Raw genomic sequence first — 26,036 nt, 5'->3', positions numbered from 1 at the left:
GAGGTGCCGTTCAAATGCCTCGCGGATGTCCCCATATCGGACCCGCTGGATATCGCGTCCGGCGAAGGCGGTGCTGGCTCAGGAGAGGGAGCCGCGTCGCGTTGCTTTCCGAGGGCGCCAGCTTGCACACCGCGTCACTCATCGCGCGGCGAGGGGCTCGGGCTCATGGGCTCCGGAGGTGGCGGTCGTGTCTCGGTATTCGCCAGTCGCTGGAGTGGCAGGACGAGTGACCGGGCCCCATGGGTCAGCACGGGCAGGGCCACGAAGGGGTGGAGGACCGCTCCCAATCCGGTCTGGAGATGGAGCACCCGGTTGAACCGGCGATGGACGCCCGCGTCGGTCGATGAGCGCTCCATCAACTGACGGATGTACCAATGCAGCGCGCCCAGGCCAGGGGCCCGTTCGCCCGTGGCCTGTGGATACTGGAGGTCCATGCTCGTGCTCATGAACCAGGGCAGCCGGATGACTTCGGGAAGTCGCCGCCGGAAGTGCTGGGCGAGGCCGGTGAGGTCACCGCGGTGGGCCTGCTCGCGCAGGCAGGTGTCCAGCAACTCCGCGCCCAGTCCCGCCACGGACATGCCCTGGCCGAAGAGCGGATTGAAGGCACAGGCGGCGTCTCCCAGGACCACCAGTCCCTCGGGAAACCGGGCCAGCCGCTCGTAGTGCCGCCAGCGGGTGTCCTTCACCTTGTGCGTGGAGAGGGGCCCCAGGGGCCTGGCGTCGCGCAGGTAGTCGTACAGGTCCGGACGGCTCAACGAGCGGGCGAACTCGAGGAAGCCCTCGGGCTCGGTGGGCGCGTGGTCTCCGAAGTAGCCATTGAGGGTGACCAGCCACCTGCCACCCTCCACGCTGGAGATGAAGCCCGCGCGCCAGGTCGAGGGAGGGCGGGGGTACTGCATGAGCGCCTTCCATTCGCGGTGGAAGCGGGGAGGGGGCGCGTAGAGACCCGAGGTATAGGCGAGGTCCACCTGGACCTGCTCCTCTTCCGGACGCGCATGGCCGAGTGCCTCCAGCCATTGAGGCATGCGCGAGCCCCGACCGCTCGCATCCACGACGAGGTCCGCCTCCCAGGACTCATCGCCCTGGGCTGTCTTCACGCGGATGCCCGTGACGCGACCGCCGCGCTCGTCGGCGAGCAGGCCCTCGACGGAGCACCCCTCGCGGAACTCCACGTTGGGCCGCTCCTTCACCCGGCGCAGCACGTTCCACTCGAGGAGGGTTCGCGTGCAGAGCAACAGGGGGATGCCGCTGGTGTAGCGCTTTTTCCAGACGCCGAAGTGGTGCCAGGCGACGTCGCGGCTCGAATCGATGAGCTCGGCTCCCTGTTCCTGGAGCTGCTCGAAGAGGCCTGGAAAGGACTGGTCGAGGATGCGACGGCCCGTATCCAGCAGTACGTGGAGGTGCACCCCCTGCGGGAGGCCCTTCCGGGGGACAGGCCCCTCCGCTCGGAGGTCCCGCTCCACGAGGATGACCTTCTCGAAGTGGTCCGCGAGCACCCGTGCGGCGAGCAGTCCCGCCATGCTGCCGCCGATGACCACGGCACCGCCCAATCCGCGCCCCGCCATGTTCATGCTCCTGTTGTGAGAGGATATCTCTCCGGTCCAAGTCCTGGCCCGAGGCATTCCACGTCGGTGGTCTGACATCCGGGCAGTGGGTGGAGGTGCTACCGGAGGATGTCTGCTTCGAGGAGCCGCGTGCGCGGTTTCGCCGCGATGTGTGTCATGTCCAGCAGGGTGTTGGTGAGCTGACGGAGGGCGCTCTCCGTCTCCAGGGGGTTCACATCATGAAGCGTGTCATTCCGAGTACCGCCATTCTCCTGCTGCTCATGGGTGGCATGGGCGCGTGCAAGTGCGGGGAGCCTTCGGACCTGTCCAGGGCCGGGCTCCGGGAAGCCCAGGTCTGTTCCACGCCTGGGGAGGGCGGGGCCCTCTCCGCGTGTCCCCGGCTCTGCGACGCCGTGGGACAGCTGCCCGCGCCGCCACCTCGGGAGGGGCTGACGCGCGACCTCATCGCGACGGCGCTGGACGTGAAGCTGGGCGCGATGCGCGGCACGGCCACGCTCCAGGTGGGTGAGTCGAAGGAGCCGGGGCTGTCGTTGATGGTGGGCACGCTGAACATCACCGGTGTGCGGGGGCGCTGCGGCGACCTGAAGTACACCGTGAAGGACGGGCGGCTCGACATCGGTGTGCCGGAGTGGGCGACCACCGTGGTCGTCGACTACACGTTCACCTCGACGGAGAAGACCGACGGGTACCGGCGCACGGGGACCACGTACACGTGGCCGGCCTTCTGCGGGAACCTGTTTCCCTGCCATCCGTCACCCGACGACGGCGTGAAGTTCTCGCTGCGGCTCGGAGACCTGCCGGAGGGGCAGGTGGCGGTGTATCCGAAGCAGGTCGCGGGCGATGTCCCGGCGTACATGCTGGGGTGGGCCGTGGGGGCCTATACGGAGCGACCGCTGGGCGCCACGCGCGCGGGGACGCAGGTGTCCGTCTGGTATCTGCCGGGCGAGGAAGAGGCCGCGCTGGCGGGCACGCGCCACCTGCGGGACGCGATGGACTTCTTCGAGACGCGGTATGGGCCGTATACCTTTGGCGACAAGGTCGGCTCGGTGTCGGCGAACTGGGGGCCCAAGGCCAAGGGGGGCATGGAGCACCATCCGTTCTGGCATCTGGCTTCGGAGTCGATGGGGGACAGTCTGGTGCATCACCATGAGGCGGCGCATGGCTGGTATGGGAATGGCGTGCGCATCCAGTGCTGGGAGGACTTCGTGCTCTCGGAGGGGACGACGGACTACCTCACGGCCCGCGCGGTGCGCGCCACCGAGGGCGAGGAAGCGGAGGCGAAGCTGTGGGAGTCGAGGCGCAAGACGCTCGAGGCGCTGGTGGTCCGGCGCGACACGGTGGTCCTGCCTGACGCCACGTGCAATGCGATTGACATGAGCACGCACCCGCTCGCCTCTGGGCTGCCCTATCTGAAAGGAAGCCTCTTCTTCCATGAGCTGGAGAAGCAGGTGGGCACCGCCGCGCTGGACAGCGTCCTGGCGCGCTTCTACCAGCTCCACGTGGGCAAGGCCGCGCGCATGCAGCAACTGCTCGACTTCGTGAAATCAGAGACGGGCCATGACCCCGGGCCGCTCGCGCAGGGCTGGCTGCGAGGGCTGGGCGTCCCCGCCACGTCGCCCATCACGTCGGGGCCCAAGCCGTGACGTGCGCCTCGCTACAGCTCCGGGAACTTCGCCTGGCACAGGGCCTTTGTCTCCGCGACCAGTTTCTCCAGGGCGTGAAGGCGAGGCCGCAAGTGACTGGCGTCCGCCCCAAGGGACGCGAGGACTTCAGTGACGATGGCTGAGAAGTGCGCGGGAGCGACCGGGAAGTCAGCAACCAACGGGACCGAGCGCTTCTCGTTGATGCAGTAGCGGGCGTTGAGGGCAAACAACGCCTGGACCATCATGGCGACGGAGCGAAAGAAGCATCCGGAGACGTAGAAGACGTCACCGCGCCCGATGGCCTTGTGGCTCGTCTCCAGCGCGAAGCCGGCTTCCCAGACAGCACGCTGGAGGATGGATTTCATCAGCGCCTCGGGATACGGCGTCGTCAGCGCTTGGAGTCTGGCGAAGGCTCCGTGAGGGTCGAAAAGGGGCCGCGCGAGGTGCGCTTCTCCCATGTAGATGTGGCTGTGGAAGGCATGGGGATGGCCCGGCTGATAGTGCGAGGTCCAGATGCCTTGCCGGCAGTCCGCGACGACCTGCTCCACCTTCGATACATCCCGGTAGAGCCAGTCCACGCGAACGCCTCGGATGTCGAGCCAGGCGCCCCCATTGATCCACGGGCCCCAGCCACCCAGGTCGGTGACGGCATCAGCACGGTGGTGGTCGTCCACTTCCAGGGCGAGCGCGCGCAGCTCGAGCAGGGAGGGAGGACGCTCCGGGTGGTAGTAGATGCCCAGGTCGATGTCGGACGTCGCGTCCGCGTCTCCCCGTGCCTGGGAGCCTCCGAGCACAACGGCGAGGACGCCGTTGATTCGCCCAAGACGCTCCGCGACTTCACGTGCGAGTTCTCGCGGGTCCTGCATGAGGCCTACTCTCCTTCCGTGCATGCGGAGGATGTCTTGGCGAGCTAGGGACGAGGCGGTGCCCAGATGGCGCTGTGGGCCTCTGGTGCGTCGGGGGATTCCTGCGCGGTGTAGAAGTAGGCCGCGACCGCGGCGCGCCCCCGGCCCTCGGGACATTCCAGTGGGGCGGGGTGGCCGTGCCAGTGCGTGTCGCCATGGGCCATCACGACCAAGCGGTCCAGGAGCGGCGCGATGCGCGTCTCGCATCGGGAGAGGTCGGCACTCCACAACTCGAGGTCGCCGCCCCACGCGGACTCCCAGCCGGGGTTCAAGTAGTAGAGGACGGTGAGTCGCCGTGAGAGCGCGCGGAAGCGGTCGCGGTTGAAGTCGGCATGCAGCGCGAGGTGGCCCCCGCGCAACGTGAGGTGCAGCCCGGCGCCCCGGAAGTGTGGGTCCGCGATGAGCCCCTGCACGCCGGTGAGGGTCTCCAGGAAGTCGATGAACGACATGCTGGAGAACTCCGAGAGCAGATGCCGGAGCGCACCGGGCACGTCCTCGAACGCCTTGCGCTGAAGCTGTCCCAGGCGAGCCGCCTGTTCCGGGTGGTCCCGGCGCTTCCAGGTGGCCTCGGTTGCTCCCGGGAAGACGTCGGCCAGTCCGGTCGCCAGCGGCTCTCCGAGGAAGCCGTCGATGACGACGTGGGGATGGGGTCGAGCACCGCCGTAGCGGTCCCGATGGGCCAGCGCGAGCGCTCGGAGGGCTGTCCGGCTGAGAAAGAAGCTGGGCCCTCGCAGGGGGCCTTCATCGAGGGTCGCGACGCTCACGGATGCTCCTCCACTACCACAGGCCTCGAGCGCCGACGCGCCACCTGCCAGGCGACCAGGATTCCCGCTCTCCAAGCAAGGATGCGAGCGCGCCCGTTCGCTGCACGCCGGAGCCCGTTGGCTGCTCCCGCTCGGACGTGGTCCCGGTTCGAGCGTAGAATCCACTGGCCGTGGAATCCACCTCTCCCGTCGCGAGTCCCGTCCTGTTGTCCGCTGCCGCGACACGCCGGCCGGCTCCCTCCGCGTCCGCGCTGCCCGCGCTGCGCGAGCTGGTGCGCAGCCTGCCGTGGTTGATGCTCATCTTCGCCGTGCCGGGCATCATCACCGCCAGCCACACGTGGTTCTACGCTCAGGCCAAGGACCCCACGTACCCCTTTACCCGGGCGCTGGTGATGCAGGTGCCGCCCTGGCAGTACTGGGCGTTCGTCACTCCGCTCATCCTCGCGCTCGGACGGCGGTTTCGCCTGGAGCGCGGCGTGTGGCACCGGAGTCTCGCGGTCCATCTGACTTCCCTCGCCGCGGTCATGGTTCCCTACGCGACGCTCATCTACTTCCTCTCCCGGGCCGTGGGAGAGAGGTTGATCAGCGACGGCACACTGGGCCAGCTGCTGCCACTGCTGATGGCCAAGTACGTTGTCACGAGCCTGCTCATCTACGGAGGTATCGTCGCCATCGGCTCCGCCGTCGAGTACCACCGCCGCTACCGCGAGGGCGAACTGGCCCAGTCCCAGCTCGAGACGCGACTGGTCCATGCGCAGCTCGACGCGTTGCGCGCCCAGCTCCATCCGCACTTCCTATTCAACACGCTCAACGCCATCTCCGTCCTCGTGCGCAAGCAGGACACCACGGGCTCCATCCGCATGCTCACCGGCGTCAGCGAGCTGCTGCGCATGGCGCTCAACAGCACGGGCCGCCAGCTCGTTCCCTTCCACGAGGACGTCGACTTCCTGGAGCGCTATCTCGACATCGAGCAGACGCGCTTCCAGGACCGGCTCCAGGTGGTGCGCGCCATCGACCCCGCCACGCTCAGTGCGCTCGTGCCGAGCCTCATTCTCCAGCCACTGGTGGAGAACGCCATCAAGCATGGACTCGCCACCCGCTCCGGCGCGGGACGCGTGGAGCTGCGTGCCTCGCGCGAGGGTTCGCGGCTGGTGCTGGAGGTGCTTGATGACGGCCCCGGGCTGGCTCCTGGCTGGGACCAGCATGACGGATGCATCGGGGTCGCCAATGTGCGCGCCCGCCTGCATCAGCTCTACGGCGAAGGTCATGTCTTCACGCTGGAGAACCGCTCCGGAGGCGGCGTGCGCGCCCGTCTGGAGCTGCCCTTCCAGGCCGCTTCGTCAGAGGCGCTCGCGTCATGAACGCGGCCGCCGCCATTCGCACGCTCGTCGTGGATGACGAGCCCCTGGCTCGCGAGGGCCTGCGCCTGTTGCTGGCAACGGACCCCGACGTCAGCGTGGTGGGCGAGGCCGGTAACGGCCCGGAGGCCGTGCGTCTCATCCGCGAGCAGCGGCCGGACCTGGTCCTGCTCGATGTGCAGATGCCCGAGCTCAACGGCTTCGAGGTGCTCTCCCATCTGGGGCCTGGCGAGGTGCCCGCGGTCATCTTCGTCACCGCGTATGACCGTTATGCCCTGCGCGCCTTCGACATCCACGCGCTCGACTACCTCCTCAAGCCCTTCCGAGACGACCGCTTCCACGACGCCATTGGCCGCGCCAAGGCCCAGATTCGCCTGACGCGGATGTCCGACCTCAGTCAGCGGCTGATGTCCGTGCTCTCCACCTACGGCGAGCGTGAGGGCACTCCCGTCCCTGCGCCCAATCTCGCGCCCCCCGAGCGGTGGGTGCGCCGACTCGCCATCCGCGACTCGGGACGCGTGGTGTTCCTCGACGTGGACGAAATCGAATACATCGAAGCCGCCGACTACTACGTGCAGATTCACGCGGGCGGGAAGGCCTACCTCCATCGCGAGACGATGCAGGGCCTGGAGGCGCGCCTGGACCCGGAGCGCTTCATGCGCATCCACCGCTCGGCCATCGTCAACTCGAGTCGCATCCGTGAGCTGCGCAGCGAGGGCCGCAGGGACTTGGTCGTGGTGCTCACCGGCGGCACGGAGTTGCGCGTCGCTCGCAGTCACCGCGAGAAGTTCCAACACCTGCGCTGAGCCACGCTGCTCGCGGCACGGCCCCCCTCGCCCTGCTTGCGAGCCGCGTTGCTCGTTCGCCGCCGGCCGTCATGTGTCGCGACTCGTCGGTGCGTCGTTGTCCTGCGCGAGAGCCGCGCTGCCCGTTCGCCGCCTGCCCTCATGTGCCGCGACTCGTCGGTGCGTCGTTGTCCTGCGCGAGAGCCGCGTTGCCCGTTCGCCGCCTGCCCTCATGTGCCGCGACTCGTCAGTGCGTCGTCTCCCTGCGCATGAGCCGCGTTGATCGTTCGCCCCGCTGTCATGCGTCGCGACTCGTCGGCGCGTCGTCTCCCTGCGCGATCGCCGAACGGCGACTCGTCGGTGCGTAGTCGCCCGACACGTGGCCCGTTCACCGCAACTCCATCGAGTGTCGTGACTCACGGGGGCGTCGTCGCGCCCCGCATGTGGCCCGTTCGCCGCACGGTGGTGCCGGTTCGCCGCATGTTCGTCCCCACCGGCTGAACACTCCGGCCGAGCGGCGCTCGCGCGGGCACTGTGCCGTCCGTCACCCAGTCACCCACGGAGGCACCCCATGCCGCGCAGGTCCTTTGTTTCCTCGTTGCTCGCCCTTGGTCTGACGTTCGCTCCTGCCCTCGCAAGCGCTGGCGAAGGTGCCGAATGCGCCCAGGGCAAGCTGTCGCTCCAGTCCGTCGTCGACAAGCACCTCCAGGCCATGGGCGGCAAGGCGCGCCTCAAGGCCGCGAAGACCTACCAGTTCACCGTCGTCGCCACGGAGGGCAGCACCGTCACGACCACGAACGTGCGGCGTGCCCGCCCCAACCTCATGCGCCACGACACGGACAAGAACGGCACATCCTTCACCAAGATGTTCGACGGCAATCAGGGCTGGACGGTGGAGGGCTCGGCCGCGCCACAGCGGCTGGACAAGGAGAAGAACACGGCGCTGGCCGAGGGCGCGCACTTCGATGACGCGCTGCTGGACCCGAAGGCCCAGGGCGTCTCGCTGGCGATGGACGGCGCGGACGACGTGAACGGCACTCCCACGTTCAAGCTGGTCCTCACCCGTGGCACCACCACCCAGGTTCGCTTCATCGACCAGAAGTCCTTCCTGGAGGTGCGCCGCACCTACGCCGGAATCCATGAGGGCAAGGCGTACAACAAGGCCATCACCTTCTCCGACTTCCGCAGCGTGGACGGCATCATGGTGAGCCACCGCGTGAAGTGGGAGGGCGACGGCCAGCAGGGCGAGAAGGTCATCCAGGGCGCTCGCTATGACGCGCCCATCGAAGCCTCCGTCTTCAAGCTGTCGCCCCCGCGCAGCTAGCTGTTCCCCATGCCCGTGCTCCCGAGGGTGCTCAGCGCGCCCTCGGGAGCGCCCGGTCTGGGCACTCCACCTCCCTCATCCATGTCTGGCGTATGGCCACTTCTTCCGTCCTCCTTCTCGCGCTCGTCGCCACGTCCGTTCAGTCCGAGCTCCCTCCTGTCGCCGCGCCATCCAGGGTGGAGGACGCGATGCTCGCCCCTGTTCCACCCGCCGCGCAGCAGGTGAAGACCTGGGACGAAGCGCTGGCCCTGGTGCGTGAGCGGTCCACGGACCTGCGCGGCGTGGAGGCTGGGGTGCGGCGTGCGAGTGGCCGGTGGCGCCAGGCGCTGTCGGTGCTGCTGCCCAACGCACGCCTCCAGGCCAGCGTGGCCCTGGACGTGCTCAACCCCGACACTCCCGCGGTGAACCCGGGACAGGGGACGGGGGCTGGCGTGAGCGGGCGCACGCCCACGGTGCCGCTGGGGACCGTCTCCGCGACGCTGACGCAGTCGCTGGTGGACCTGAGCGCGTGGCGAGGGCTGTCGTCGGCCCGGGCCTCGGAGGCGGGCGCGGTGGCGAGCCTCCAGGACGTCCGGCGTCGCCTCACGCTGGGCCTGGCCCAGGCGCTGGTGGCCACTGTCACCGCCGAGCGCGCCGCCGAAATCAACAGCGTGGGCCTGCGGCGGGCCCTGGAGAGCGAGGCCCTCACCCAGCGCATCTTCGAACTGGGCGCGGGCACTCCCTTGGACGTGGTGCGCGTGAGTCAGGACGTGGCGGTGGCGAGGAGCGTGCTCATCGCCGGTGACGAGCAGCTGCGACAGGCCCGCGAGTCGCTGGGGCTCTCACTGGGCTTCGGCCACGCGGTGGGGGTCGACCCGACCTTCAACCTCCAGGGGTTGGTGGAGCAGACACGCCAGGACTGCGCGCCGCTGGAGCGCCTGGACGCGCGCGCGGATGTGTTGGCGGCGCGGGCACAGGTGGAATCCGCGCGCGACAGCAGGCGTCAGGCCTCCGCGGGCTACCTGCCCACGCTGGGCGTCTCCAGCACCCTCTTCGGTCTCACCACGGACCCGGGCTTCGGTCGGTTCGCTACCTGGAATGTCGCCGCCGTGCTGTCGGTGCCCCTCTGGGAGGGAGGCGGACGCGAGGGCCTGGTGCGTGAGCGCACGGGCATAGAGGAGCAGTCCGCCGCGGTGCTGGAGGGCGCGCACCGCGACGTGGCCCTGGAAGTGGCCCAGGCACGGCGCGGTGTGGAGGTCGCCGAGGCGCTGGTGAAGACGGCTGTCGAGTCGAGAGCGCTCGCGGAGCGGACTGACACGCTCACCCGCCGTTCTTTTGAAGTGGGCCGTGGCAGCAGCCTCGAGCTGGTGCAGAGCGGAGCGGCCCTCCGCCAGGCGGAGCTGAACCTGGTGCTGCGTGAATTCGAGCGAGTCCAGGCACGCCTGGCCGCATTCCTGACGGAGGCCCGGTGCGACTGGTGAAGTGGGTGCGACCCCTCGGGGCGCTGAAGAAGTCGATGTGGCGTGTGGTGGTGCTGTCGGCGGTGGCGGGCTGCTCGGGTCAGAAGGTGGCTCCGGCGGCGCCTCCGCCTCGCGAGGTGGCGGTGGTGGTGGTGGCGCCCCAGGAGGTGCGGGACACCAGCGAGTACCTGGGCTCACTGCTGTCGCGGCGAAGCGTGACGGTGCTGCCGCAGGTGGCGGGCTCCGTGCGCCGCATCCCCGTGCGCCCTGGACAGCAGGTCGCGGAAGGCGCGCCACTGGTGGAGGTGGACGCGAGAGAGGAGTCGGCGGCGCTCGACAGCGCCCAGGCCCAGCTCAGCGCGTCACAGGTGAACCTGGAGCTGTCGCGCCGCACGCTGGCCCGTACGGAGGCGCTCCATGGGGAGGGCCTCGCGAGTGTGCAGGAGTTGGAGGGCGCCCGGGCCCAGGTGCAGGCCGCCGAGGCCGCCGCGCGCTCCTCCGTCGCGCAGGTGACGCAGCGTCAGGTGCAGCTCCAGCTCAACGTGGTGCGGGCCCCCTTCGCCGGCACCGTGGGTGACGTGCTGGTGCGCGTGGGAGACTTCGTCAGCGCCTCGACGGAGTTGACCAGCGTGGCGCAGGCGGACGTCCTCGAGGTGAGCGTCTCCGTGCCGTCGTCCCGCGCGCGCTCGATGAAGCCGGACACGGTGTTGGAGGTCCTCGACGCCCAGGGCAGGGTGGTGCTCACCAGCTCCGTCTTCTTCATCGCGCCCCAGGCCGACCCGCGCACCCAACTGGTGGAGGTGAAGGCGGCCTTCCGCAACACCGTCGGCCTGCGCCCCAGCGAGCTGGTGCGCACGCGCATCGTCTACTCTCACCGTGACGCCCTGCAGATTCCGGCGCTCGCGGTGGTGCGCCAGAGCGGCCAGCCCTTCGCGCTGGTGGTTCAGGAGCAGGAGGGCCGGACGGTGGTGGCGCGCCGGCCCATCACCCTCGGTGCGCTGGGGGACAGGACCTACGTCGTGGAAGGAGGCCTCAAGGCGGGAGACCTCGTGGCCGTCTCGGCCATCCAGGCCCTGCGCGACGGCATGCCCGTGACGGTGAAGGCCACCGCATCCGCACCGCGCGCGGAGGCCGTGAAGAACGACCTTCGCGAGAGCCGTCGCTGAACCCAGGGGACTCAAGCGCACCATGTTCATCGACTTCTTCATCCGCAGGCCCGTCTTCGCCATCGTCTGCTCCATCCTGCTGACGCTGGTGGGTGCCATCGCCATCCCGACGCTGCCCATCGCTCAATACCCGGACCTGGCACCCCCGCAGGTGACGGTGACGGCCAACTATGTCGGCGCCAGCGCCGAGGTCGTGGAGAGCGCCGTCACCATCCCGCTGGAGCAGGAGCTCAACGGCGTGGAGGGCATGCGCTACATCACCTCCACCAGCAGCAACGACGGCTCCAGCCAGATAGTCATCACCTTCGAGTCCACGCGCGACATCGAGGTGGCCGCCGTCGACGTGCAGAACCGGGTCAGCCGCGCGGCCTCGCGCCTGCCCTCGCAGGTGAACCAGACGGGCATCGTCGTCAACAAGGCCTCCAGCCAGATTCTGCTGTCCGTGGCGCTCTTCAGCCCGGACGACCGCTACGACGTGAAGTTCCTCAGCAACTACGCCGACGTGAATCTCAAGGACGCCATCAAGCGCGTGCGAGGCGTCGGTGAAGTCCGCATCTTCGGCGAGCGCAAGTTCTCCATGCGCCTGTGGTTGGACCCCACGGAGCTGGCGCGGCGCAAGCTCACCCCGCAGGACGTGACGCGTGCGTTGCAGGAGCAGAACCTCCAGGTGGCCGCGGGCCAGGTGGGCCAGCCTCCGTCCGCGGCGGACCAGCCCTACCAGCTCTCTGTGCGGGCCCGAGGACGACTGGTGGAGCCGGAGGAGTTCGGTGACATCGTCCTGCTGCGCCAGCATGACGGCAAGAGCGTCCGGGTGAAGGACGTGGGCCGCGTGGAGATGGGCGCGGAGAACTACAGCACGCTCTTGCGCTTCGACGGGAAGCAGGCGGTGGGAATCGTCACCTTCCAGTTGCCCACCGCCAATGCCCTGGACGTGCGTGACGCCGTCTTCAAGGAACTGGAGCGGTTGTCCACGCAGTTCCCTCCGGGCATGACGTACCGGACGGGCACGGACACCACGCTCGCGGTGCGCGCCACCGTCCATGAGGTGCTCCGGACCTTGGTGGAGGCGATTGTCCTCGTCATCCTCGTCATCTTCCTGTTCCTGCATGGCTGGCGCAGCGTGCTCATCACCGCCCTCACGCTTCCCGTCTCGCTGGTGGGCACCTTCGCCTTCGTGCGGTTGATGGACTTCTCCATCAACACCCTCACCTTGTTCGGCCTCACCCTGGCCACGGGCCTCGTCGTCGATGACGCCATCGTGGTCATCGAGAACATCGAGCGGCTCATGGTGGAGCGGAAGCTGTCGGCCGCGGAGGCCGCTCGCGAGGGTATGAAGGAGGTGGCGGGCGCGGTCATCGCCATCTCCATCGTGCTGGTGGCGGTGTTCGTCCCGGTGGCGCTCTTTCCCGGCACCACGGGCGCCATCTACCGCCAGTTCGCGCTGACCATCGCCGCCTCGGTGGCGCTCTCCACCTTCTGCGCCTGCACGCTCACCCCCGCCTTGAGCGCGCGGATGCTCGTGCACCACACGGGGGAGAAGTGGTGGCTCTTCCGGCAGGTGGACACGGTGCTCGACGCGATTCGAGTCGCCTATGGCCGGAACCTGCGAAGGCTGCTGAAGCGCCCGGTCATCATCCTGGTGGCGTTCTTCCTGTGCCTCGGCGCCACGTTGGCGCTCGTGCGAGCCACGCCCAAGGGCTTCATTCCCGACGAGGACCAGGGCTACCTCCTGGTCTCCGTGCAGGGGCCGGAGGGGACGTCGCTGGCCGAGACGGAGAAGGTGATGGAGCAGGTGGAGGCGGTGCTGAAGGCGCAGCCCGAGGTGCGCGCCATCTTCGCCAACGGTGGTTTCTCCTCTCAGGGCACGGGCCCCAACATGGCCAGCATCTTCGTCCCGCTGAAGCCGTGGGACGAGCGGCCGGGGAAGGACCAGTCCGTGGCCGCGCTGGTGGAGCGGCTGCGCGGGCCGTTCGGGCGCATCGACGGCGCGCGGGTGATGCCCTTCCAGCCTCCGGCCATCCGGGGCGTGGGCAGCGTCGGCGGCTTCCAGTTCATGGTCGAGGACGTCGCCGGCACCTCCTCGCTGGACCAGCTCGCCGCCACGGTCCAGGAGTTGATGGCGAAGGGCAACGAGGAGGGCCGGTTGCGCGGCGTCTTCACGGGCTTCAACGCGGACACACCGCTGCTGGACGTGGAGGTGGACCGGCAGATGGCCAAGGCGCTGGGGGTCCCCATCGAGCAGATCTTCAGCACGATGCAGGTCTACATGGGCAGCCAGTACGTCAACGACTTCAACTACGCGAACCGCTCGTACCGCGTCTATGTCCAGGCCGAGCAACAGTTCCGCGACAGCCCGAATGACATTGGCGCCTTCTACGTGCGCAGCGACAGCGGAGAGATGATTCCGCTGGAGTCACTGGTGAAGGTGGCGCCCACGGTCTCCGCGCAGGGCATCCGCCACTACAACCTCTTCCGCGCGGTGGAGTTGAGCGGTCAGGCCGCCCCAGGGGTGTCCTCCGGTCAGGCCATGGATGCGATGGAGTCACTGGCCGCGCAGGTCCTTCCGCAGGGGATGAGCGCGGAGTGGACGGGCATCAGCCTGGAGCAGCGGCAGAGCGGTGGGGAGACGCTGGTCATGTTCGGACTGGGGCTGCTGTTCGTGTTCCTCGTGCTCGCGGCGCAATACGAGAGCTTCACCCTTCCGCTGGTCATCATCCTCTCGGTGCCATTGGCCATCCTGGGGGCACTGGGGTTGCAGTGGATGCGAGGGTTCGCCAACGACGTGTTCTGTCAGTTGGGGCTCGTCATGCTGGTGGGCCTGGCAAGCAAGAACGCCATCCTCATCGTGGAGTTCGCGGAGCAGCTGCGCGAGAGCGGCAAGAGCGCCGTCGACGCGGTGGTGGAGGCGGCGGAGGTCCGTCTGCGCCCCATCCTCATGACGTCGTTGGCCTTCCTGCTGGGCGTGGTGCCGCTGATGACCGCCGAGGGCGCGGGCGCCGCCTCGCGCAACTCGCTGGGGACGGCAGTGTTCGGAGGCATGCTCGTGTCCACGGTGGTGAACTTCGCCTTCATCCCCGGCCTCTATGTGCTGATGCAGAAGCTGCGCGGCGAAGCGCGGCGTCCCGTCGGGGCTCCCGGTGACGGGGCTCGGCGGGAGACGAGGTTGGCCGAGGGCCAGGGCTGACCGTTCACGCATCGCCCGCGCCTTCTTCAAATCAGCGTCGCGCTGCACTAGAACGTCACGACTCCCAGGAGTCCCCACGCGTGCAGCCCACTGCCCCCCGACGTCGAGAGCCGCTGGAGCCGCACCGCTCATGGTGGTCGCGGTTCCTGGACTTCATGGAGCTGGACTCGCCCGAGGGGCGGTGGGGACTGGGGCTCGTGGTCGGCCTGCTCATCATCGGCTTCTGGCCGCTGCTGCTGCTGGCGGTCCTCGACGTGAGCGGCACACCCCGCAAGGTGCTGGTGGCCCTGGGGCCCGCATCCATCTGCCTGGGCCTGGCCCTCCTCATCCTGGTGTGCGGCCACCGGTATGGCGAGTCGCTCCGGTGGTCGCGCGGCCAGACGTGGGGGCTCGCGGCGCTGTTCCTGGGACTGGGCCTGCTCGGCGGCGTGGGCCTCTGGTTCAGCGAGAGCTGAGGACGCGCGAAAGACGCCTCAGCCCTGCTCCGCGCCCTCGAAGGTGAGCTTCGCCTTGTTCATCACGTGCTCCACGGCGAGCAGGTACCAGGCCAGCTCGGTCAGTCGCTTCGTCGTCTCCGGCGACTCGCGCAGGGCGGCGTGGGTGTCCTCCGCGGTGAGCCCGAAGGGCGCCGTGTGGTCGCGGATCAACTGCTCCAGCTTCTCCGGCGTGAGCTGAAGCTTCTCCGCCTCGGTGACGGCCTTCAGCACGATGCCGATGTGCAGCCGGCGCTCGGCGTCCGCGCGCGTGGTGGGGTCCGTCAGCCAGCCCTGGAGCGCCTCCCGCTGCTCGTCGACGTCGAACTGGTGCTCGACCAGGGACTGTCCCTCGGCCTGGACCCAGCGGCGGCGCAGCTCCTCGTCCACCAGCGCGCGGGGCAGCTCCACCGGCGCGCGCCGGGCCACCTCGTCCAGCACCATGTCCCGGGCTCGCACCCAGAGCTCCGCCGCGCCCTCGTCCTCCAACTTGTCACGGAGGTGGAGCAGCACCTCTTCCAGGGTGCCGCCCATCCCGAGCTGCTCGAGGAACTCCGGGCTGCTCTCCGGCGGCATCGTCACCTGATGCGCGCCGACGACGTCCACGAGGAAGCGCGCGGGCTTGCCGCGCAGGGCCTCCACTGGATAGGTGTCCGACAGCTCCAGGGCGATCTGCATGGACTCGCCCACCTTCCCGCCCTCCTCCACGGCCTCGCAGAACCCGGGCAGCGCCTCGATGGGCGCCAGCTCCGTCTTCATGCCGAAGCGCGCGGAGAAGGGGATGAGGTGCCCATCGCAGTACCCCACGATGTTGAGCTGCACCTCGTCGCCCATCTCCAGCGATTCGCCCGGTTGACGCTCGCGCGTGGTGGCCAGGGCGCGGCGCTTCTCGTGGAAGGCGCGCAGGAGGTCTTCTTGCGTCAGGTCGTCCGGGGTGGGGACGAGCACCGAGATTCCCTCCAGGGAGGGGGCCGCCACGCTGGGAAGGGTGAGGGCCTCCTCGGAGACGGTGCTCACCACCGGGCTCATCTTGAGAAGCCGCTCGACTCCCCGACCAGGTCCTTGAGTCCGTTGCTTGCTGCTCACGAATGCTCCCGGGAGATAGGCGTGCCAGCGTCCGCGCCAATGGGGGGAAAAGCGACGGCTCGGCATGGACCAGGGCATAGTCCAGCCGAGCCGCTCTGACAAACCCCGAAGGGCGGGGCGCTGATTAGAAGAACGCGCCCACGATGCTGGACACCGTGGAGACCGCGGCGCCGACCTGGCTGACAATCGGGATGTTGGTGGCCGCGGCGATGGAGCCCACGGCGGTGATGACGGACGTCACCTTCTTGCCCGTGCTCGCGTTCTTGTCCATCAGCGTCGCGCCCGCGTTGGCCACGTCGACCGCGGCGATGGCCACGTTGACGCCCGGAGCGAACCGGCCCAGCGCCTTGGCGGCGGTGGTGCCAGCGGCCTTCGCGCCCTGCTTGAGGGCGGCCTCACCGACCTCCGTGCCAACCTCCTTCAGCGCGGCCTTGGCGGCCTGGCGCGTGCCGCTGCCCAGGATGCCCTCGGCCAGCGTGCCGCCCGTCTTCGCCACGTCCGCGGCGACGTTCTTGGCGGCCTTGGTGATGCCGCTCGCCGTGGCGCCCTCGAAGACGCCCTTGGTGGCGACGTTCTTGACGGCCTTGAGCACGTCGTCGCTGGCGTTGGGGAGCTTGCTCTTGAAGGCGTCGACGGCCTTCTTGCCGGCCTCCAGCTTGTCCTTGAAGACGGTGCCGCCGAGCACGCCGCCCATCACCTTGCCACCGACGATGCCACCCGTCGCGGCGGTGAGGCCGGCCTTGGTCGCGTCCAGCGTCGAGCGCGTGGCGCTGATGATGTCGTCCTTGCTACCGGTGCGGATGGCCTGGCGGATGTCCTTGACGGCCGTGGAGCCGGCCATGACCGCGCCGGGGATGCCCGCGTAGCGCGCGAAGGCCTTCATGTTCGCGCCCAGCTTGGTCAGGCCCTTGAACTCGCCCTTGGCGTAGGTGGGGTTGCTGACGAAGTCGAGGTTCTTGCCCGTCAGCAGGCCCTCGGCGCCCTTCTTGATGTTCTTGATCTGCTGGAAGGCGTCCTTGCCGAAGCCGAAGGCCTTCGCGCTCTGGGTCGCGACCGCGGTCCCGCCCTTGATGAGCTCCTTGTTCTCCTGGACGGTCTTCTGCACGTCCTGGACGGTCTTCTGGACGTTGGTGCGGACGGTGTTGAGCGTCTTGCGGATGTCGAAACCCATGGGGGGCCTCACGATAAATTGGATGGAACCTGCAGGGATTATCGGGATCACCGGGCAAGAGTTGCGTCGGTCGGGCCTTCATCGCGAACCCCGCGAACGCGGTGGGCCCGAGTCCGCAGACCCTTGGAATCATTGAACTCTTGAGCAGGCCATGGGGGGTGGACATCACCCCATTGACGAGGAAAGACCCGTCGAATATTGAACGCGTTCAAGTTTGAACGGGTTCAATATGTCCCTGCGTGAGCGAGCCAAGAGCGACAAGTGGGAGCGGATCCGCGCCGCGGCGAAGCGGCTGTTCGTGGAGCGCGGGTACGCGGGCACGACGGTGCGAGCCATCGCCGAGGAGGCGGGCGTCGCGACGGGCACGGTGCTGGTGTACGGCGAGACGAAGGACGCGCTCCTGCACGAGCTGTGGCGCGCGGAGGCGATGCCGCTGGTCGAGCAGGCGGTGTCGTCCCTGCCGGACGGCGCCTTCGTGGACCGGTGCATGCACCTGTTCACACCGCTCCTGGCGCACTACGCCTCGCAGCCCGAGCTGGCCCGCGCCGTGGTGAAGGAGCTGCCGTGGCTCACGGGCGCCGCCGAGTCGCTGCACCGGCCCGCGCTGGCGAGGTTGGTCGGCGCGCTGGCGCGAATCGTGGACGAGGCGAAGGCGCGCGGAGAGCTGCGAGCGGACGTGGAGCTCCAACTGGCGGCGGAGCTTGTCTTCTCCGTGTACCACGCGGCGGTGCTGCGCATGCTCTCGCCGCTGACGAACTCGACCGTGGCCGAAGCGACGGACGTCCTGCGCCGCACCCTGGCCACGCTGCTCGTCGGACTGGGCTCCAGGAGGTCGTCGTGAAGGTGCTGATTGTCGGCGGTGGAATCGGTGGGCTCGCGCTGGGCGCGGCCCTGGCGCGTCGTGACGTGGAGGCCGACCTCGTCGAGCGGCGGCCCTCCTACGAGGACGAGGGCGCGGGCATCGTGCTCGGCCCCAATGTGATGTCGGTGATGAAGGGGCTCGCGTTGCACGAGGCCGTCGTCGCCGCCGGGCATCTGGTGGGCCTGGCCCGAATCACGGACGCCTCTGGCCGCGTGCTCCAGCAGACGGCGTACGCGATGCCGGACATGCCGCTCCCGGCCACGGCCATCCACCGCAACGAGCTGCTTCGGGTCCTGCGTGCCGCGTCCCCCGCGCCGCGACACGGCGTGACGGTCGCGAGCCTGGAGCGCGGCGCGGACGGCGTGGACGTGGTGTTCTCCGACGGCACGGCGGGTCGCTATGACGTCGTGGTCGGCGCGGACGGCATCCGCTCCACTGTGCGGGCCCAGGTCCCCGGCGCCGACGTGCCCTCGCGCTACTCCGGCTACACGTGCTGGCGCCTCGTGGTCGACGGGCACTTCGGGGACGGCGTGGTCGAGATGTGGGGCCGGGGAAAGCGCGCGGGCGTGGTGCCGCTGGGAGCGGGGAAATCGTACGTGTTCCTCACGCTCAATGCTCCGCGTCGCGCGCCTCCGCCGTGGAAGGACCTCGCCGGCTTCCGGGCCCTGTATGCCGAGTTCGCGGACCCGGCCCGCTCCGCGCTGGCTGCGTTCGAGCGGCTGGAGGGGCTGCGGCACAACGACATCGAGGATTGCTCCGCGCCGCGCTGGTGGAGTCCCCGCGTCGTGCTGCTCGGGGATGCCGCCCACGCCGTGACGCCCAACCTGGGGCAGGGCGCGGGGCTCGCCATCGAGGACGCCGCCGCGCTCGCGCAGCTCCTCGTGACGCAGGGCCCCACGGACGCGGCGCTGGCCCGCTACGAGAGCCTCCGTCGCCCGCGCGCGGAGCGGATCCGCGACCGCTCGTGGATGCTCGGGAAGGTCGCCCAGTGGGAGAGCGGCCTCGCACGAAGCCTGCGCGACGTGGCGATGGCGTGGACGCCGGAGTCGGTGGCCCGCGCGGAGCTCGAGAAGGTCGTCCGCGACATGCCTGGCGTGCCCGTCGGCTGAGGCGTGGGCCCTTCCGCGGCCGTGGTGGTTCACGCCCACCCTTGCAGGACCGCAGTTCAATGCCTAACTCCCTCCGGCGATCCAGGAACCTGGATCTTCGTACCGTGAGCGGGAGGCATTTTTGTCGAATCGCGACCCCGAAGAGCTTCTGACGCCGAGCGAAGCCGGGCATGTCCTGGGCCTTTCGCCCGACACGGTGCGCGTGCTCTGCGACAAGGGCCGCCTGCCGGCGCTGCGCACCATGAGCGGGCGACGGCTCGTGCGCCGAGGCGACGTCGAGCGTCTGGCGGAAGAGCGTCAGCGCAATGCGCGGCCCAAGGCTCGGGGCCGCGAAGTGTGACGCCCTGCTTCTCGTCACCTCATGGGATGGCGGGACGAGGACGCCGAAGCGAGTGACAGCGGATTGGCTTGGGGCTGCTCGCATGCGCCCGGACTGGATGGCCCGTGACCGAGAAGCGTGAGCAGCCTCAGAGAACCGAGACCGTCCATCCGCCCGACTGTGAGGCGGCGGTGCTCTTCGAGGTCCTCTGGTCGGCGTTGGCCGACCTGCTGGGAACGCCGGCCACGGCGACCCTCATTCGTCGCAGCTTGAAGCACGCCGCGAGAACCGTGCCCGAACTCCAAGGCATCTCCGTCAGCCGGGAGCGCTTCGAGTACCACCTGTTCCTTCCCCCCGAATGGAAGGCCGGCACCGCCGGAACGCTGGACGGCCTGCGCGAAGTCGCGCGCGAGCTGCAGCCGCTTCTGCGGGAGCTCACGGGCCCCGTGGTCCTGCGCAGGCTCCGCGGGATTCCCGAAATCGAGCGCTGTCGTCTGTTTCCTCCAGAGGATGAGTCATGATCGCCAAGAAGACCTCTCTCGAGTCCGAGACCACGGGTGACGTGGCGCTGGACCGGATTCTCGGAGGCGGGATTCCCGCCCGTTCCATGGTGGTCATCGCCGGCGAGCCGGGGTCCGGAAAGACGGTCCTGACGCTCCAGATGCTCTTCCATGCGGCGCGTCAGGGAAAGAAGTGCCTCTACTTCACCACGCTCTCCGAGCCGGCCCTCAAGGTCATCCGCTACATGCAGTTGTTCGACTTCTTCGATGTCGAGCTGCTCGACAAGCAGGTCATCTTCGTCGACCTCGGTGCATGCGTGCGCCAGGGGGCGGAGCGGACGCTCGCGGAGATAGAGGCGCGCGTCGAGAAGCATGAGCCGGACTTCGTGGCCATCGACAGCTTTCGCGCCATCGGCGAACTCCTCCAGAACCAGGGTGGGGGGGCGCGTCCGTTCATCTATGACCTCGCGGTCCAGACGGCGAGCTGGGGCGCGACGACGCTGCTCGTCGGCGAATACACGCGGGAGGAGTTCCCCGTCTTCGCCGAGTTCGCGGTGGCCGATGGCATCATCCGTCTGGGCAGCGAGCGGCAGGAGCTCACCTCGGTGCGCGAGCTGGAGGTGCTCAAGCTGCGGGGCGCGGGCTACACGTCGGGCCGGCACTTCTTCGACATCAGCAAGGCGGGCGTCTCGTTCTACCCTCGCGTGAGCACTCCTTCGGACACCCAGGTCCAGCCCAGCGCGGACCCGGGGGCGCGCGCCACCATGGGCGTCGAGGGCCTGGATGACCTGCTGGGTGGCGGACTCCCGAGCGGGAGCGCGACGGTGATTCAGGGCGGAACGGGCAGCGGAAAGACGCTGCTCAGTCTCCAGTTCCTCATCGAGGGGGCTCAGCGGGGTGAGAAAGGCGTCCTCTTCACGCTCGAGGAGACTCCCGACCAGCTCCGCTCGATTGCGCGCAGCGTGGGTTGGGATCTGGCCGCGCTCGAGGAGCAGGGGAAGCTGGTCATCAAGTACACGTCACCCGTGGAGCTGTCGACGGACCGCTTCCTCTATGAGGCTCGCAAGGAGGTGAGCGCGCTGGGGGCCACCCGAGCGGTGTTCGACAGCCTGACCACCATGTCCCTGGGGGTGCCCTCGGACCGTCGCTACAAGGAGATGGTCTACGCCATCGCGAAACACATGCGCGGCGCGGGCGTCACGCTCCTGATGACCGTCGAATCCGAGCAGCTGCTGGGCACCGCGGTCATCTCGGGGCACGGGGTTTCCTTCATCGCCGACAACCTCATCCAGCTGCGCTACGTGGAGATTGGCAACAAGCTGGAGCGGGCCATCTCGGTGCTCAAGGCGCGCGGCATCAAGCACAACTCCGAGCTTCGGTCGATGACCGTGGGCTCGGACGGCTTGAAGGTGACCTCGGGGCGCTTCAAGGACCTGCGCGGTGTTCTCACCGGCCTTCCCACCCGGGAGCCGAGGGAGAGCCCATGAGCGCGGAGTACGACGCCGAGCTTGGTCGCATCGCGCGGACCCTCTCCGAGATTGCGCGCACGCTCGAATCGGCCGACAGGGCGGATGAGCGGGTCCAGCGCACGCTGGAGCTGACGCGGGTGCTCATTCCCTACCGGCGATGTGCGCTCTTGAAGGCGTTCTCGGGCACTTCGTACACGCTGGTCGTGGTGCCGGAGCCGCCTGCCTCGGAGCGGGGGGCGCTGCTGTCGACCCTCACCCGGCTCTTCCGCCTCATCGCGCACGCCGACGAGATTGGCCGCTCGTCCGATGCGCATCCTCACCTGACCTTGCCCTTGATGGGATTGGACGAGGTCATCGGCCTGGTTCGCATGGAGCCCTCCGAGGACATCTCCTACGACGTGCAGCATCTCCGGTTGCTCTCGGTCATCACGGCGCAGCTCGGCGCCTACCTGACCATGATCAAGCTTCGCGACGAGGACGCGCAGCGGACGCGGGAGCTCGCCGCGGCCCATGACTTCCAGCAGATCCTCGTGGGGGTCGTCAGCCATGACCTGCGCAATCCGCTCTCGGTCATCACCACCGTGGCCTCCCACCTCCTGCGCAAGACGGAAGACCCCCAGCGGGCGAAGGCCATCGAGCGCGCCCTGCGGAGCGCGGAGAGAGCCAACCTCATCATCAACGACCTCCTGGATGTCACCCATGCTCGAGTGACCAGTCACCTGCCCGTGTCCCGGCAGCGCATCGACCTCCTGGCGCTCCTCAAGGAGGCCCTTGACGACCTGGGCCTGTCCCATCCCGGGCGGGAGATTCAGTTGGTGGCGACGGAGGTGGTCGTCCTCGGCGACTGGGACCCTGGCCGCCTCACGCAGGTGGCCACCAACCTCATCACCAACGCCCTGCAGTACGGAGCGGAGCGAGCGCCCGTCCGCGTCACACTCCGGGCGGAGGCTGACGAGGTCGTCTTCGCGGTGCACAACCGGGGACCCGTGATTCCGGATGACCTGGTGCCGGTGCTTTTCAATCCCTTCCGACAGGGCCAGCACGCGCAGCGGCGCGTGGCGGGCGGAGGGTTGGGCCTCGGGCTCTACATCGTCGAGCAGATTGTTCGAAGCCACGGAGGAACGGTCTCCGTGCGTTCTTCTGAAGCAGAGGGGACGACCTTCACGGTGGTGCTCCCCCGGTCGATGACGAGTCAGCGTGCGAGTGAGGATGCTCCCGCGCGGAGCGCGAGTCATGGGCAGGAGCTTGCGTCCATGGAGCGTGGGAACGCCGGTTCAACCACGGTGATGGTCGTCGAGGACGAGGACGAGGTCCGGCTCGGTATCTCGGAGATTCTGGAGGGCAGGGACTACAAGGTGGTTCCCGCGTCGAACGGCCAGGTGGCGCTCGAGCTGCTCCGACAGGGCCTGCGCCCCGGTCTCATCCTCCTGGACATCCGGATGCCCGTCATGGATGGCGAGACGTTCTACAACGCCTGTCGTGAAGACCCCGCGCTCTCCTCGATTCCGCTGCTGATTCTCTCCGCGGATGCCGCCACCGCCGTGAAGCTGACTCGGGGTGGGGCCTCGGGCTTTCTGGCCAAGCCCGTCCAGCCGGAGACGCTGCTCCGCGCCATCGAGACCTTCTCGCAATAGCTGTCGCGAGAGGTGGCGCGCGCCCTTCGAGGCTCTCTCGAAGGGCGGCACTCTCCTCCAAGGTGCCTACTGCTGCGGCGCGACGGCGGAGGGGTCCATCCAGAAGCTCTCCCACTGGTGCCCGTCCAGGTCCTCGAAGCTGCGCTGGTACATGAAGCCCTGGTCCATCTTCTCCTTGGACTCCTTGGCGCCCGCCGCGAGCGCCTTCTCCAGCAGCGAGTCGACGGCGGCCCGGCTGTCCACGGTCAGGGCGATGATGACCTGGGTCGTCTTCGTGGCATCCGCGACCTCCTTCTTGATGAAGCCCTTGAAGTAGGGCTTCACCAGCAGCATCGCGTAGATGTCCTCGCTGATGACCATGCACGTCGCGTTGGCGTCGGTGAACTGGGGGTTGAACGTGTAGCCCAGCTTCGTGAAGAAACCGACGGCGCGGTCCAGCGACTCGACGGGGAGGTTGACGAAGATCTTGGTGCCCATGGTGCGTCTCCTTCAGAGGGTTGGATGAGGTGAGCGTCGCCTTCATCCTCACGACGAACGTATTTCGGGGAGATCGACACGGGATTTATTTTTGCCGGAGGGCGGCGGCGAGGAGGCGCCAGGTCGGACCCTCCGTCCGCGCGCGCCCTCCCCGCGAGTGCAGGCAAGAAAACTAGAAAATATTGATAAGCAGAGAATCCGGGGATAGGTTCGCTTGGGTACCCCTCGACTCGGAGTCTCTGGATGAAGAAGTCATTTTTGACAGGGTGGATGACCCTGGCCGTGCTCGCGCCCCTGCATGCCAGCGCGCAGAGTGCCATCGTCGCGTTCGGCGACAGCCTGAGCGACAACGGAAACAACGGGGTCTCCACCAGCGGTCCGAACACTCAACCGGCCAGTCAGATTTACGGGGTGTGGGTCAAACAGCTCGCCACCGCGCTCGGGTTGCCGCTCACGGCCTCCGACGACGGCGGGACGAACTACGCACGAGGCGGGGCGCTTACGAGCGGAATGACGACCCAGGTGAACTCCTACCTGAACAAGGCTCCGCTCATCACCCCCACGACGCTGTTTACGTTGTGGGGCGGCGCCAACGACATCAGCCGGAAGGTGGAAGACAACCCGCTGAACTCGACGGCCATCAAGGCCGCGGCGGCCCAGGCGGCTTCGAACGTCGAGGCGCAGATTCGTAAGTTGGTGGCCGCGGGCGCCAAGAAGATTGTCTGGGTGAACCTTCCCCCCTTGGAGAAGACGCCGAAGGCGCGAATCATTCCGGGCGGCCTGGGGACGTACGTGTTCGCGCCTCCTGTGACACATTTCAACAGCCTGTGGGCTCAGGCGCTGAAGCGGCTGCGCATCGACTACCCGACCGTGACCTTCTATGGCGTGGACGCTCACAAGCACCTCAACCTCATCATCGCGTCTCCGTCCACGTATGGGCTGACGAATGTGAAGGACTCGTGCGAAGGCAAGTCAGTCAACCCGGACAAGTACCTGTTCTGGGACCTCGCGCACCCGACCAGCTACGGGCACAGCATCTTCGCGGACCTCGTCTATGACCTGGTCTCCGACATCCCCGGCTTCGGTGCGCCATTCCCGATGGACCCGTCCGTGATGGCACCCGAGAGCACCTTGTAGGTCGCTTGTTCGCTGCTCGTGCCATTCCGCGGAGCCGCGCGGCGGAATGGCACGGGCTGTCACGGCCCCCTGGCTCGAAGACACCGCGAACCGGCGGCTACGGCGGCTCCGGGTAGTGGAGCACGCGACCGTCTCCGACAATCCAGAAGTTCGCCGCCGTCTCCATCGCGAGGTCGTGCAAGGGCTTGTTCGTCAGGTGCTCGGGAAGGGCTGGCCCCTTGGCCCAGCCCTTCCCGGTCAGCCGATGCAGCCTGCCATTGTTGCTCTTGTCCACGATGTAGCAGTCATCGTTCGACAACATCACCACACTGCTGAAGTCGACCGCCCCAGCAGGGGGCGCCGATTTCCGCGCCCACTTGTCCGCTTCAATCTTCCGCCAGACGCCTCCCCGGTCACCGACCGCGCATGCCGTGGTGGAGGACCTTGCCCACACCGCATTCATGGCTCCGCTGATGTCGCCAGGATTGTCCAGAGGCTGCACATGCAGGCTGTCGTTCCTCGTGAAATAGCTCAAGACCGCTTGCTTGCCTCCCGTGACCGCCGACACACACAGTTCTTCATTATCGTCTTGAGTGAGGTCCGCGGAGAAGCCGTGCAGCCCCGTGTAGCGGTGCCCCTCCCGAGAGCTGTCGGGGGTTGATTGGGGAGGCCTCCCGAGGTTCCATTCAAAGGTCCTCCAGTAGAAGAGCTGGCCCGCGTCGGTGGCCATGTACACGATGGTGTCGGAGCCATTCTCGAAGCCCACCATTCCCACCACCGTGTCATTGACGGGAAGTTGCGACGCGAAGGCGCACGTCTCCCCGTCATGGATCGCCACCCGGCCGGACGCTCCGCCCAGGTAGACAGCCCCCTCGGAATCAACCCACGAGGCATACCAACCGTAGTTGCCGCAATGGTTCGGACTGGCCGGCGGACTCCCATCTGGAGGCGGCGTCGTCGTCGAGGCTCCAAAGCTGAAGCTCTCGAACCGCTCGTTCGCCGCCTTGCGCACGACCAGTTGTCCCCCGAGGCCGGCGATCCACACGGGATACCCGCCATTCGCTGGGGACATCGCCACCGTCCTCCAGGGGGCGTCGCCACCCGGACCTTGGAGATGAAAGTCGGCGACCTCTCGCAGCGTGCCCCCGCAGTCCCCCACCTCGTCCACCCCTCCCTTGCAGTTGTTGTCGATGGCGTCGCACACCTCCGCCGCCGTCGTCTTCACTCCAGGGTCCGAGTCATCGCAGTCCCGGCCGTTCGCCACGAACTCCGGGGGCGGTAAGGCGCCTTCGCAGGACGGCTTGGACGAATCACCCTCTCCATCACCATCTCCGTCGGGATAGAGGACGGTGAATCCCTCGTTGAGTACCTGGTCGCAGTCATTGTCCACGGCGTCACACACTTCGGTGTGGCCAGGAAAGGCACTCGCGCCCGTTTCGATGCTGTCGTCGCAGTCCGTGCCGCCGTTCGCGAGGGGGACGTAGCCATCCGCGTCCATGTCCGGCGTCTCCAGCATCACTGACTGCTCGTCCTCGACTCCCGCCGCGAAGACGACCACCTGACGGTCCACCTCCGGCCCATTACAAGTCTGCTCGTGCGCGGTGACGGTAAGACTTACGTCCCCGCCCCAATGGGGCTTGCGCAGAAGCACCCACTTCAATGGGGGGGAAATGGAGGCCAGGTTCGA

The 26,036-nt window shown here is 68.1% G+C and carries 22 protein-coding genes; 15 read left to right on the top strand and 7 right to left on the bottom strand.

Annotation, left to right across the window (positions count from 1 at the left end; translation table 11 throughout):
* Positions 1–134 precede the first annotated feature (134 nt).
* Complete coding sequence (locus tag FJV41_RS00365; protein WP_306440843.1) at positions 135–1,565, bottom strand: FAD-dependent oxidoreductase; 1,431 nt, start codon at positions 1,563–1,565, stop codon at positions 135–137.
* A 218-nt stretch (positions 1,566–1,783) separates the two neighbouring features.
* Between FJV41_RS00365 and FJV41_RS00360 the strand changes: the two genes are divergently transcribed.
* The gene (locus FJV41_RS00360; RefSeq protein WP_141640347.1) at positions 1,784–3,208 is read left to right on the top strand and encodes a M1 family aminopeptidase; all 1,425 of its coding nucleotides are present in this window, start codon (positions 1,784–1,786) and stop codon (positions 3,206–3,208) included.
* 11 nt (positions 3,209–3,219) lie between these two features.
* On the opposite strand, the gene FJV41_RS00355 is transcribed toward FJV41_RS00360, so the two are convergent.
* Both FJV41_RS00355 and FJV41_RS00350 read right to left on the bottom strand, forming a co-directional pair.
* Positions 3,220–4,074, bottom strand: coding sequence for a nucleotidyltransferase domain-containing protein (locus tag FJV41_RS00355; RefSeq protein ID WP_141640346.1), 855 nt, complete (start codon positions 4,072–4,074; stop codon positions 3,220–3,222).
* Positions 4,075–4,118: 44 nt separating this feature from the next.
* Entirely contained in the window at positions 4,119–4,877 is a 759-nt protein-coding gene (locus FJV41_RS00350) for a 2OG-Fe(II) oxygenase (protein ID WP_141640345.1), read from the bottom strand.
* A gap of 170 nt (positions 4,878–5,047) precedes the next feature.
* Here FJV41_RS00350 and FJV41_RS00345 point away from each other — a divergent pair, with 170 nt between their 5' ends.
* The 7 genes from FJV41_RS00345 (at position 5,048) to FJV41_RS00315 (ending at position 14,588) form a co-directional block, all read left to right on the top strand.
* A complete protein-coding gene (locus FJV41_RS00345; protein WP_141640344.1) occupies positions 5,048–6,238 on the top strand; it encodes a sensor histidine kinase in 1,191 nt (396 codons plus the stop codon).
* Positions 6,235–7,041 carry a LytR/AlgR family response regulator transcription factor gene (locus tag FJV41_RS00340; protein WP_141640343.1) on the top strand — a complete coding sequence of 269 codons (807 nt, stop codon included), beginning with the start codon at positions 6,235–6,237 and terminating at the stop codon, positions 7,039–7,041. Before FJV41_RS00345 ends, FJV41_RS00340 begins: the two co-directional genes overlap by 4 nt.
* A gap of 550 nt (positions 7,042–7,591) precedes the next feature.
* Positions 7,592–8,344: a LolA-like protein gene (locus FJV41_RS00335; RefSeq protein WP_141640342.1), complete on the top strand. Its 753-nt coding sequence runs from the start codon at positions 7,592–7,594 to the stop codon at positions 8,342–8,344.
* 188 nt (positions 8,345–8,532) lie between these two features.
* A complete protein-coding gene (locus FJV41_RS00330) occupies positions 8,533–9,804 on the top strand; it encodes a TolC family protein (RefSeq protein WP_246136910.1) in 1,272 nt (423 codons plus the stop codon).
* Positions 9,801–10,949 (top strand): efflux RND transporter periplasmic adaptor subunit, encoded by a 1,149-nt coding sequence (locus tag FJV41_RS00325; RefSeq protein WP_438616724.1) that lies wholly within the window; start codon positions 9,801–9,803, stop codon positions 10,947–10,949. Before FJV41_RS00330 ends, FJV41_RS00325 begins: the two co-directional genes overlap by 4 nt.
* A gap of 22 nt (positions 10,950–10,971) precedes the next feature.
* Positions 10,972–14,133, top strand: a complete 3,162-nt coding sequence (locus FJV41_RS00320) for an efflux RND transporter permease subunit (protein ID WP_141640340.1) — start codon at positions 10,972–10,974, stop codon at positions 14,131–14,133.
* A gap of 80 nt (positions 14,134–14,213) precedes the next feature.
* On the top strand, positions 14,214–14,588 hold the full coding sequence (locus tag FJV41_RS00315; protein WP_246136909.1) for a hypothetical protein: 375 nt from the start codon (positions 14,214–14,216) through the stop codon (positions 14,586–14,588).
* A gap of 18 nt (positions 14,589–14,606) precedes the next feature.
* On the opposite strand, the gene FJV41_RS00310 is transcribed toward FJV41_RS00315, so the two are convergent.
* Together FJV41_RS00310 and FJV41_RS00305 are read right to left on the bottom strand one after the other, a co-directional pair.
* Positions 14,607–15,635 carry a trigger factor gene (locus tag FJV41_RS00310; protein ID WP_141640372.1) on the bottom strand — a complete coding sequence of 343 codons (1,029 nt, stop codon included), beginning with the start codon at positions 15,633–15,635 and terminating at the stop codon, positions 14,607–14,609.
* A 181-nt stretch (positions 15,636–15,816) separates the two neighbouring features.
* Entirely contained in the window at positions 15,817–16,863 is a 1,047-nt protein-coding gene (locus FJV41_RS00305) for a hypothetical protein (protein ID WP_141640338.1), read from the bottom strand.
* A 229-nt stretch (positions 16,864–17,092) separates the two neighbouring features.
* Between FJV41_RS00305 and FJV41_RS00300 the strand changes: the two genes are divergently transcribed.
* The 6 genes from FJV41_RS00300 to FJV41_RS00275 all read left to right on the top strand — a co-directional run bounded on the left by FJV41_RS00300 (position 17,093) and on the right by FJV41_RS00275 (position 22,756).
* A complete protein-coding gene (locus FJV41_RS00300; protein ID WP_181790296.1) occupies positions 17,093–17,704 on the top strand; it encodes a TetR/AcrR family transcriptional regulator in 612 nt (203 codons plus the stop codon).
* Positions 17,701–18,834 (top strand): FAD-dependent monooxygenase, encoded by a 1,134-nt coding sequence (locus FJV41_RS00295; RefSeq protein ID WP_141640336.1) that lies wholly within the window; start codon positions 17,701–17,703, stop codon positions 18,832–18,834. The genes FJV41_RS00300 and FJV41_RS00295 overlap by 4 nt, the downstream gene beginning before the upstream one ends.
* A 121-nt stretch (positions 18,835–18,955) precedes the next feature.
* Complete coding sequence (locus FJV41_RS00290) at positions 18,956–19,174, top strand: helix-turn-helix domain-containing protein (RefSeq protein WP_217440864.1); 219 nt, start codon at positions 18,956–18,958, stop codon at positions 19,172–19,174.
* Between the two features lie 104 nt (positions 19,175–19,278).
* Entirely contained in the window at positions 19,279–19,674 is a 396-nt protein-coding gene (locus tag FJV41_RS00285) for a hypothetical protein (RefSeq protein WP_141640335.1), read from the top strand.
* Positions 19,671–21,140: a DUF7125 family protein gene (locus FJV41_RS00280; RefSeq protein ID WP_141640334.1), complete on the top strand. Its 1,470-nt coding sequence runs from the start codon at positions 19,671–19,673 to the stop codon at positions 21,138–21,140. Before FJV41_RS00285 ends, FJV41_RS00280 begins: the two co-directional genes overlap by 4 nt.
* Positions 21,137–22,756 (top strand): hybrid sensor histidine kinase/response regulator, encoded by a 1,620-nt coding sequence (locus tag FJV41_RS00275; protein ID WP_141640333.1) that lies wholly within the window; start codon positions 21,137–21,139, stop codon positions 22,754–22,756. Before FJV41_RS00280 ends, FJV41_RS00275 begins: the two co-directional genes overlap by 4 nt.
* Before the next feature lie 66 nt (positions 22,757–22,822).
* On the opposite strand, the gene FJV41_RS00270 is transcribed toward FJV41_RS00275, so the two are convergent.
* Positions 22,823–23,233, bottom strand: coding sequence for a VOC family protein (locus FJV41_RS00270; RefSeq protein WP_141640332.1), 411 nt, complete (start codon positions 23,231–23,233; stop codon positions 22,823–22,825).
* A 243-nt stretch (positions 23,234–23,476) separates the two neighbouring features.
* Between FJV41_RS00270 and FJV41_RS00265 the strand changes: the two genes are divergently transcribed.
* Positions 23,477–24,370 carry an SGNH/GDSL hydrolase family protein gene (locus FJV41_RS00265; protein WP_141640331.1) on the top strand — a complete coding sequence of 298 codons (894 nt, stop codon included), beginning with the start codon at positions 23,477–23,479 and terminating at the stop codon, positions 24,368–24,370.
* 97 nt (positions 24,371–24,467) lie between these two features.
* Here FJV41_RS00265 and FJV41_RS00260 read toward each other — a convergent pair whose 3' ends face one another.
* Complete coding sequence (locus FJV41_RS00260; RefSeq protein WP_181790294.1) at positions 24,468–25,919, bottom strand: putative metal-binding motif-containing protein; 1,452 nt, start codon at positions 25,917–25,919, stop codon at positions 24,468–24,470.
* Positions 25,920–26,036 lie beyond the last annotated feature (117 nt).

Origin of the sequence: Myxococcus llanfairpwllgwyngyllgogerychwyrndrobwllllantysiliogogogochensis, assembly GCF_006636215.1 — a bacterium.
Taxonomy (GTDB): domain Bacteria; phylum Myxococcota; class Myxococcia; order Myxococcales; family Myxococcaceae; genus Myxococcus; species Myxococcus llanfairpwllgwyngyllgogerychwyrndrobwllllantysiliogogogochensis.
This window is presented reverse-complemented; position numbering and strand designations above follow the sequence as displayed.

What these genes read in the sequence shown, in the direction of transcription:
- FJV41_RS00265 (WP_141640331.1), top strand. Translation starts at nt 23,477, where the DNA reads ATGAAGAAGTCATTTTTGACAGGGTGGATGACCCTGGCCGTGCTCGCG.
- FJV41_RS00365 (WP_306440843.1), bottom strand. Translation starts at nt 1,565, where the DNA reads ATGGCGGGGCGCGGATTGGGCGGTGCCGTGGTCATCGGCGGCAGCATG.
- FJV41_RS00330 (WP_246136910.1), top strand. Translation starts at nt 8,533, where the DNA reads ATGCTCGCCCCTGTTCCACCCGCCGCGCAGCAGGTGAAGACCTGGGAC.
- FJV41_RS00310 (WP_141640372.1), bottom strand. Translation starts at nt 15,635, where the DNA reads ATGAGCCCGGTGGTGAGCACCGTCTCCGAGGAGGCCCTCACCCTTCCC.
- FJV41_RS00280 (WP_141640334.1), top strand. Translation starts at nt 19,671, where the DNA reads ATGATCGCCAAGAAGACCTCTCTCGAGTCCGAGACCACGGGTGACGTG.
- FJV41_RS00275 (WP_141640333.1), top strand. Translation starts at nt 21,137, where the DNA reads ATGAGCGCGGAGTACGACGCCGAGCTTGGTCGCATCGCGCGGACCCTC.
- FJV41_RS00335 (WP_141640342.1), top strand. Translation starts at nt 7,592, where the DNA reads ATGCCGCGCAGGTCCTTTGTTTCCTCGTTGCTCGCCCTTGGTCTGACG.
- FJV41_RS00355 (WP_141640346.1), bottom strand. Translation starts at nt 4,074, where the DNA reads ATGCAGGACCCGCGAGAACTCGCACGTGAAGTCGCGGAGCGTCTTGGG.
- FJV41_RS00340 (WP_141640343.1), top strand. Translation starts at nt 6,235, where the DNA reads ATGAACGCGGCCGCCGCCATTCGCACGCTCGTCGTGGATGACGAGCCC.
- FJV41_RS00270 (WP_141640332.1), bottom strand. Translation starts at nt 23,233, where the DNA reads ATGGGCACCAAGATCTTCGTCAACCTCCCCGTCGAGTCGCTGGACCGC.
- FJV41_RS00305 (WP_141640338.1), bottom strand. Translation starts at nt 16,863, where the DNA reads ATGGGTTTCGACATCCGCAAGACGCTCAACACCGTCCGCACCAACGTC.
- FJV41_RS00360 (WP_141640347.1), top strand. Translation starts at nt 1,784, where the DNA reads ATGAAGCGTGTCATTCCGAGTACCGCCATTCTCCTGCTGCTCATGGGT.
- FJV41_RS00300 (WP_181790296.1), top strand. Translation starts at nt 17,093, where the DNA reads ATGTCCCTGCGTGAGCGAGCCAAGAGCGACAAGTGGGAGCGGATCCGC.
- FJV41_RS00320 (WP_141640340.1), top strand. Translation starts at nt 10,972, where the DNA reads ATGTTCATCGACTTCTTCATCCGCAGGCCCGTCTTCGCCATCGTCTGC.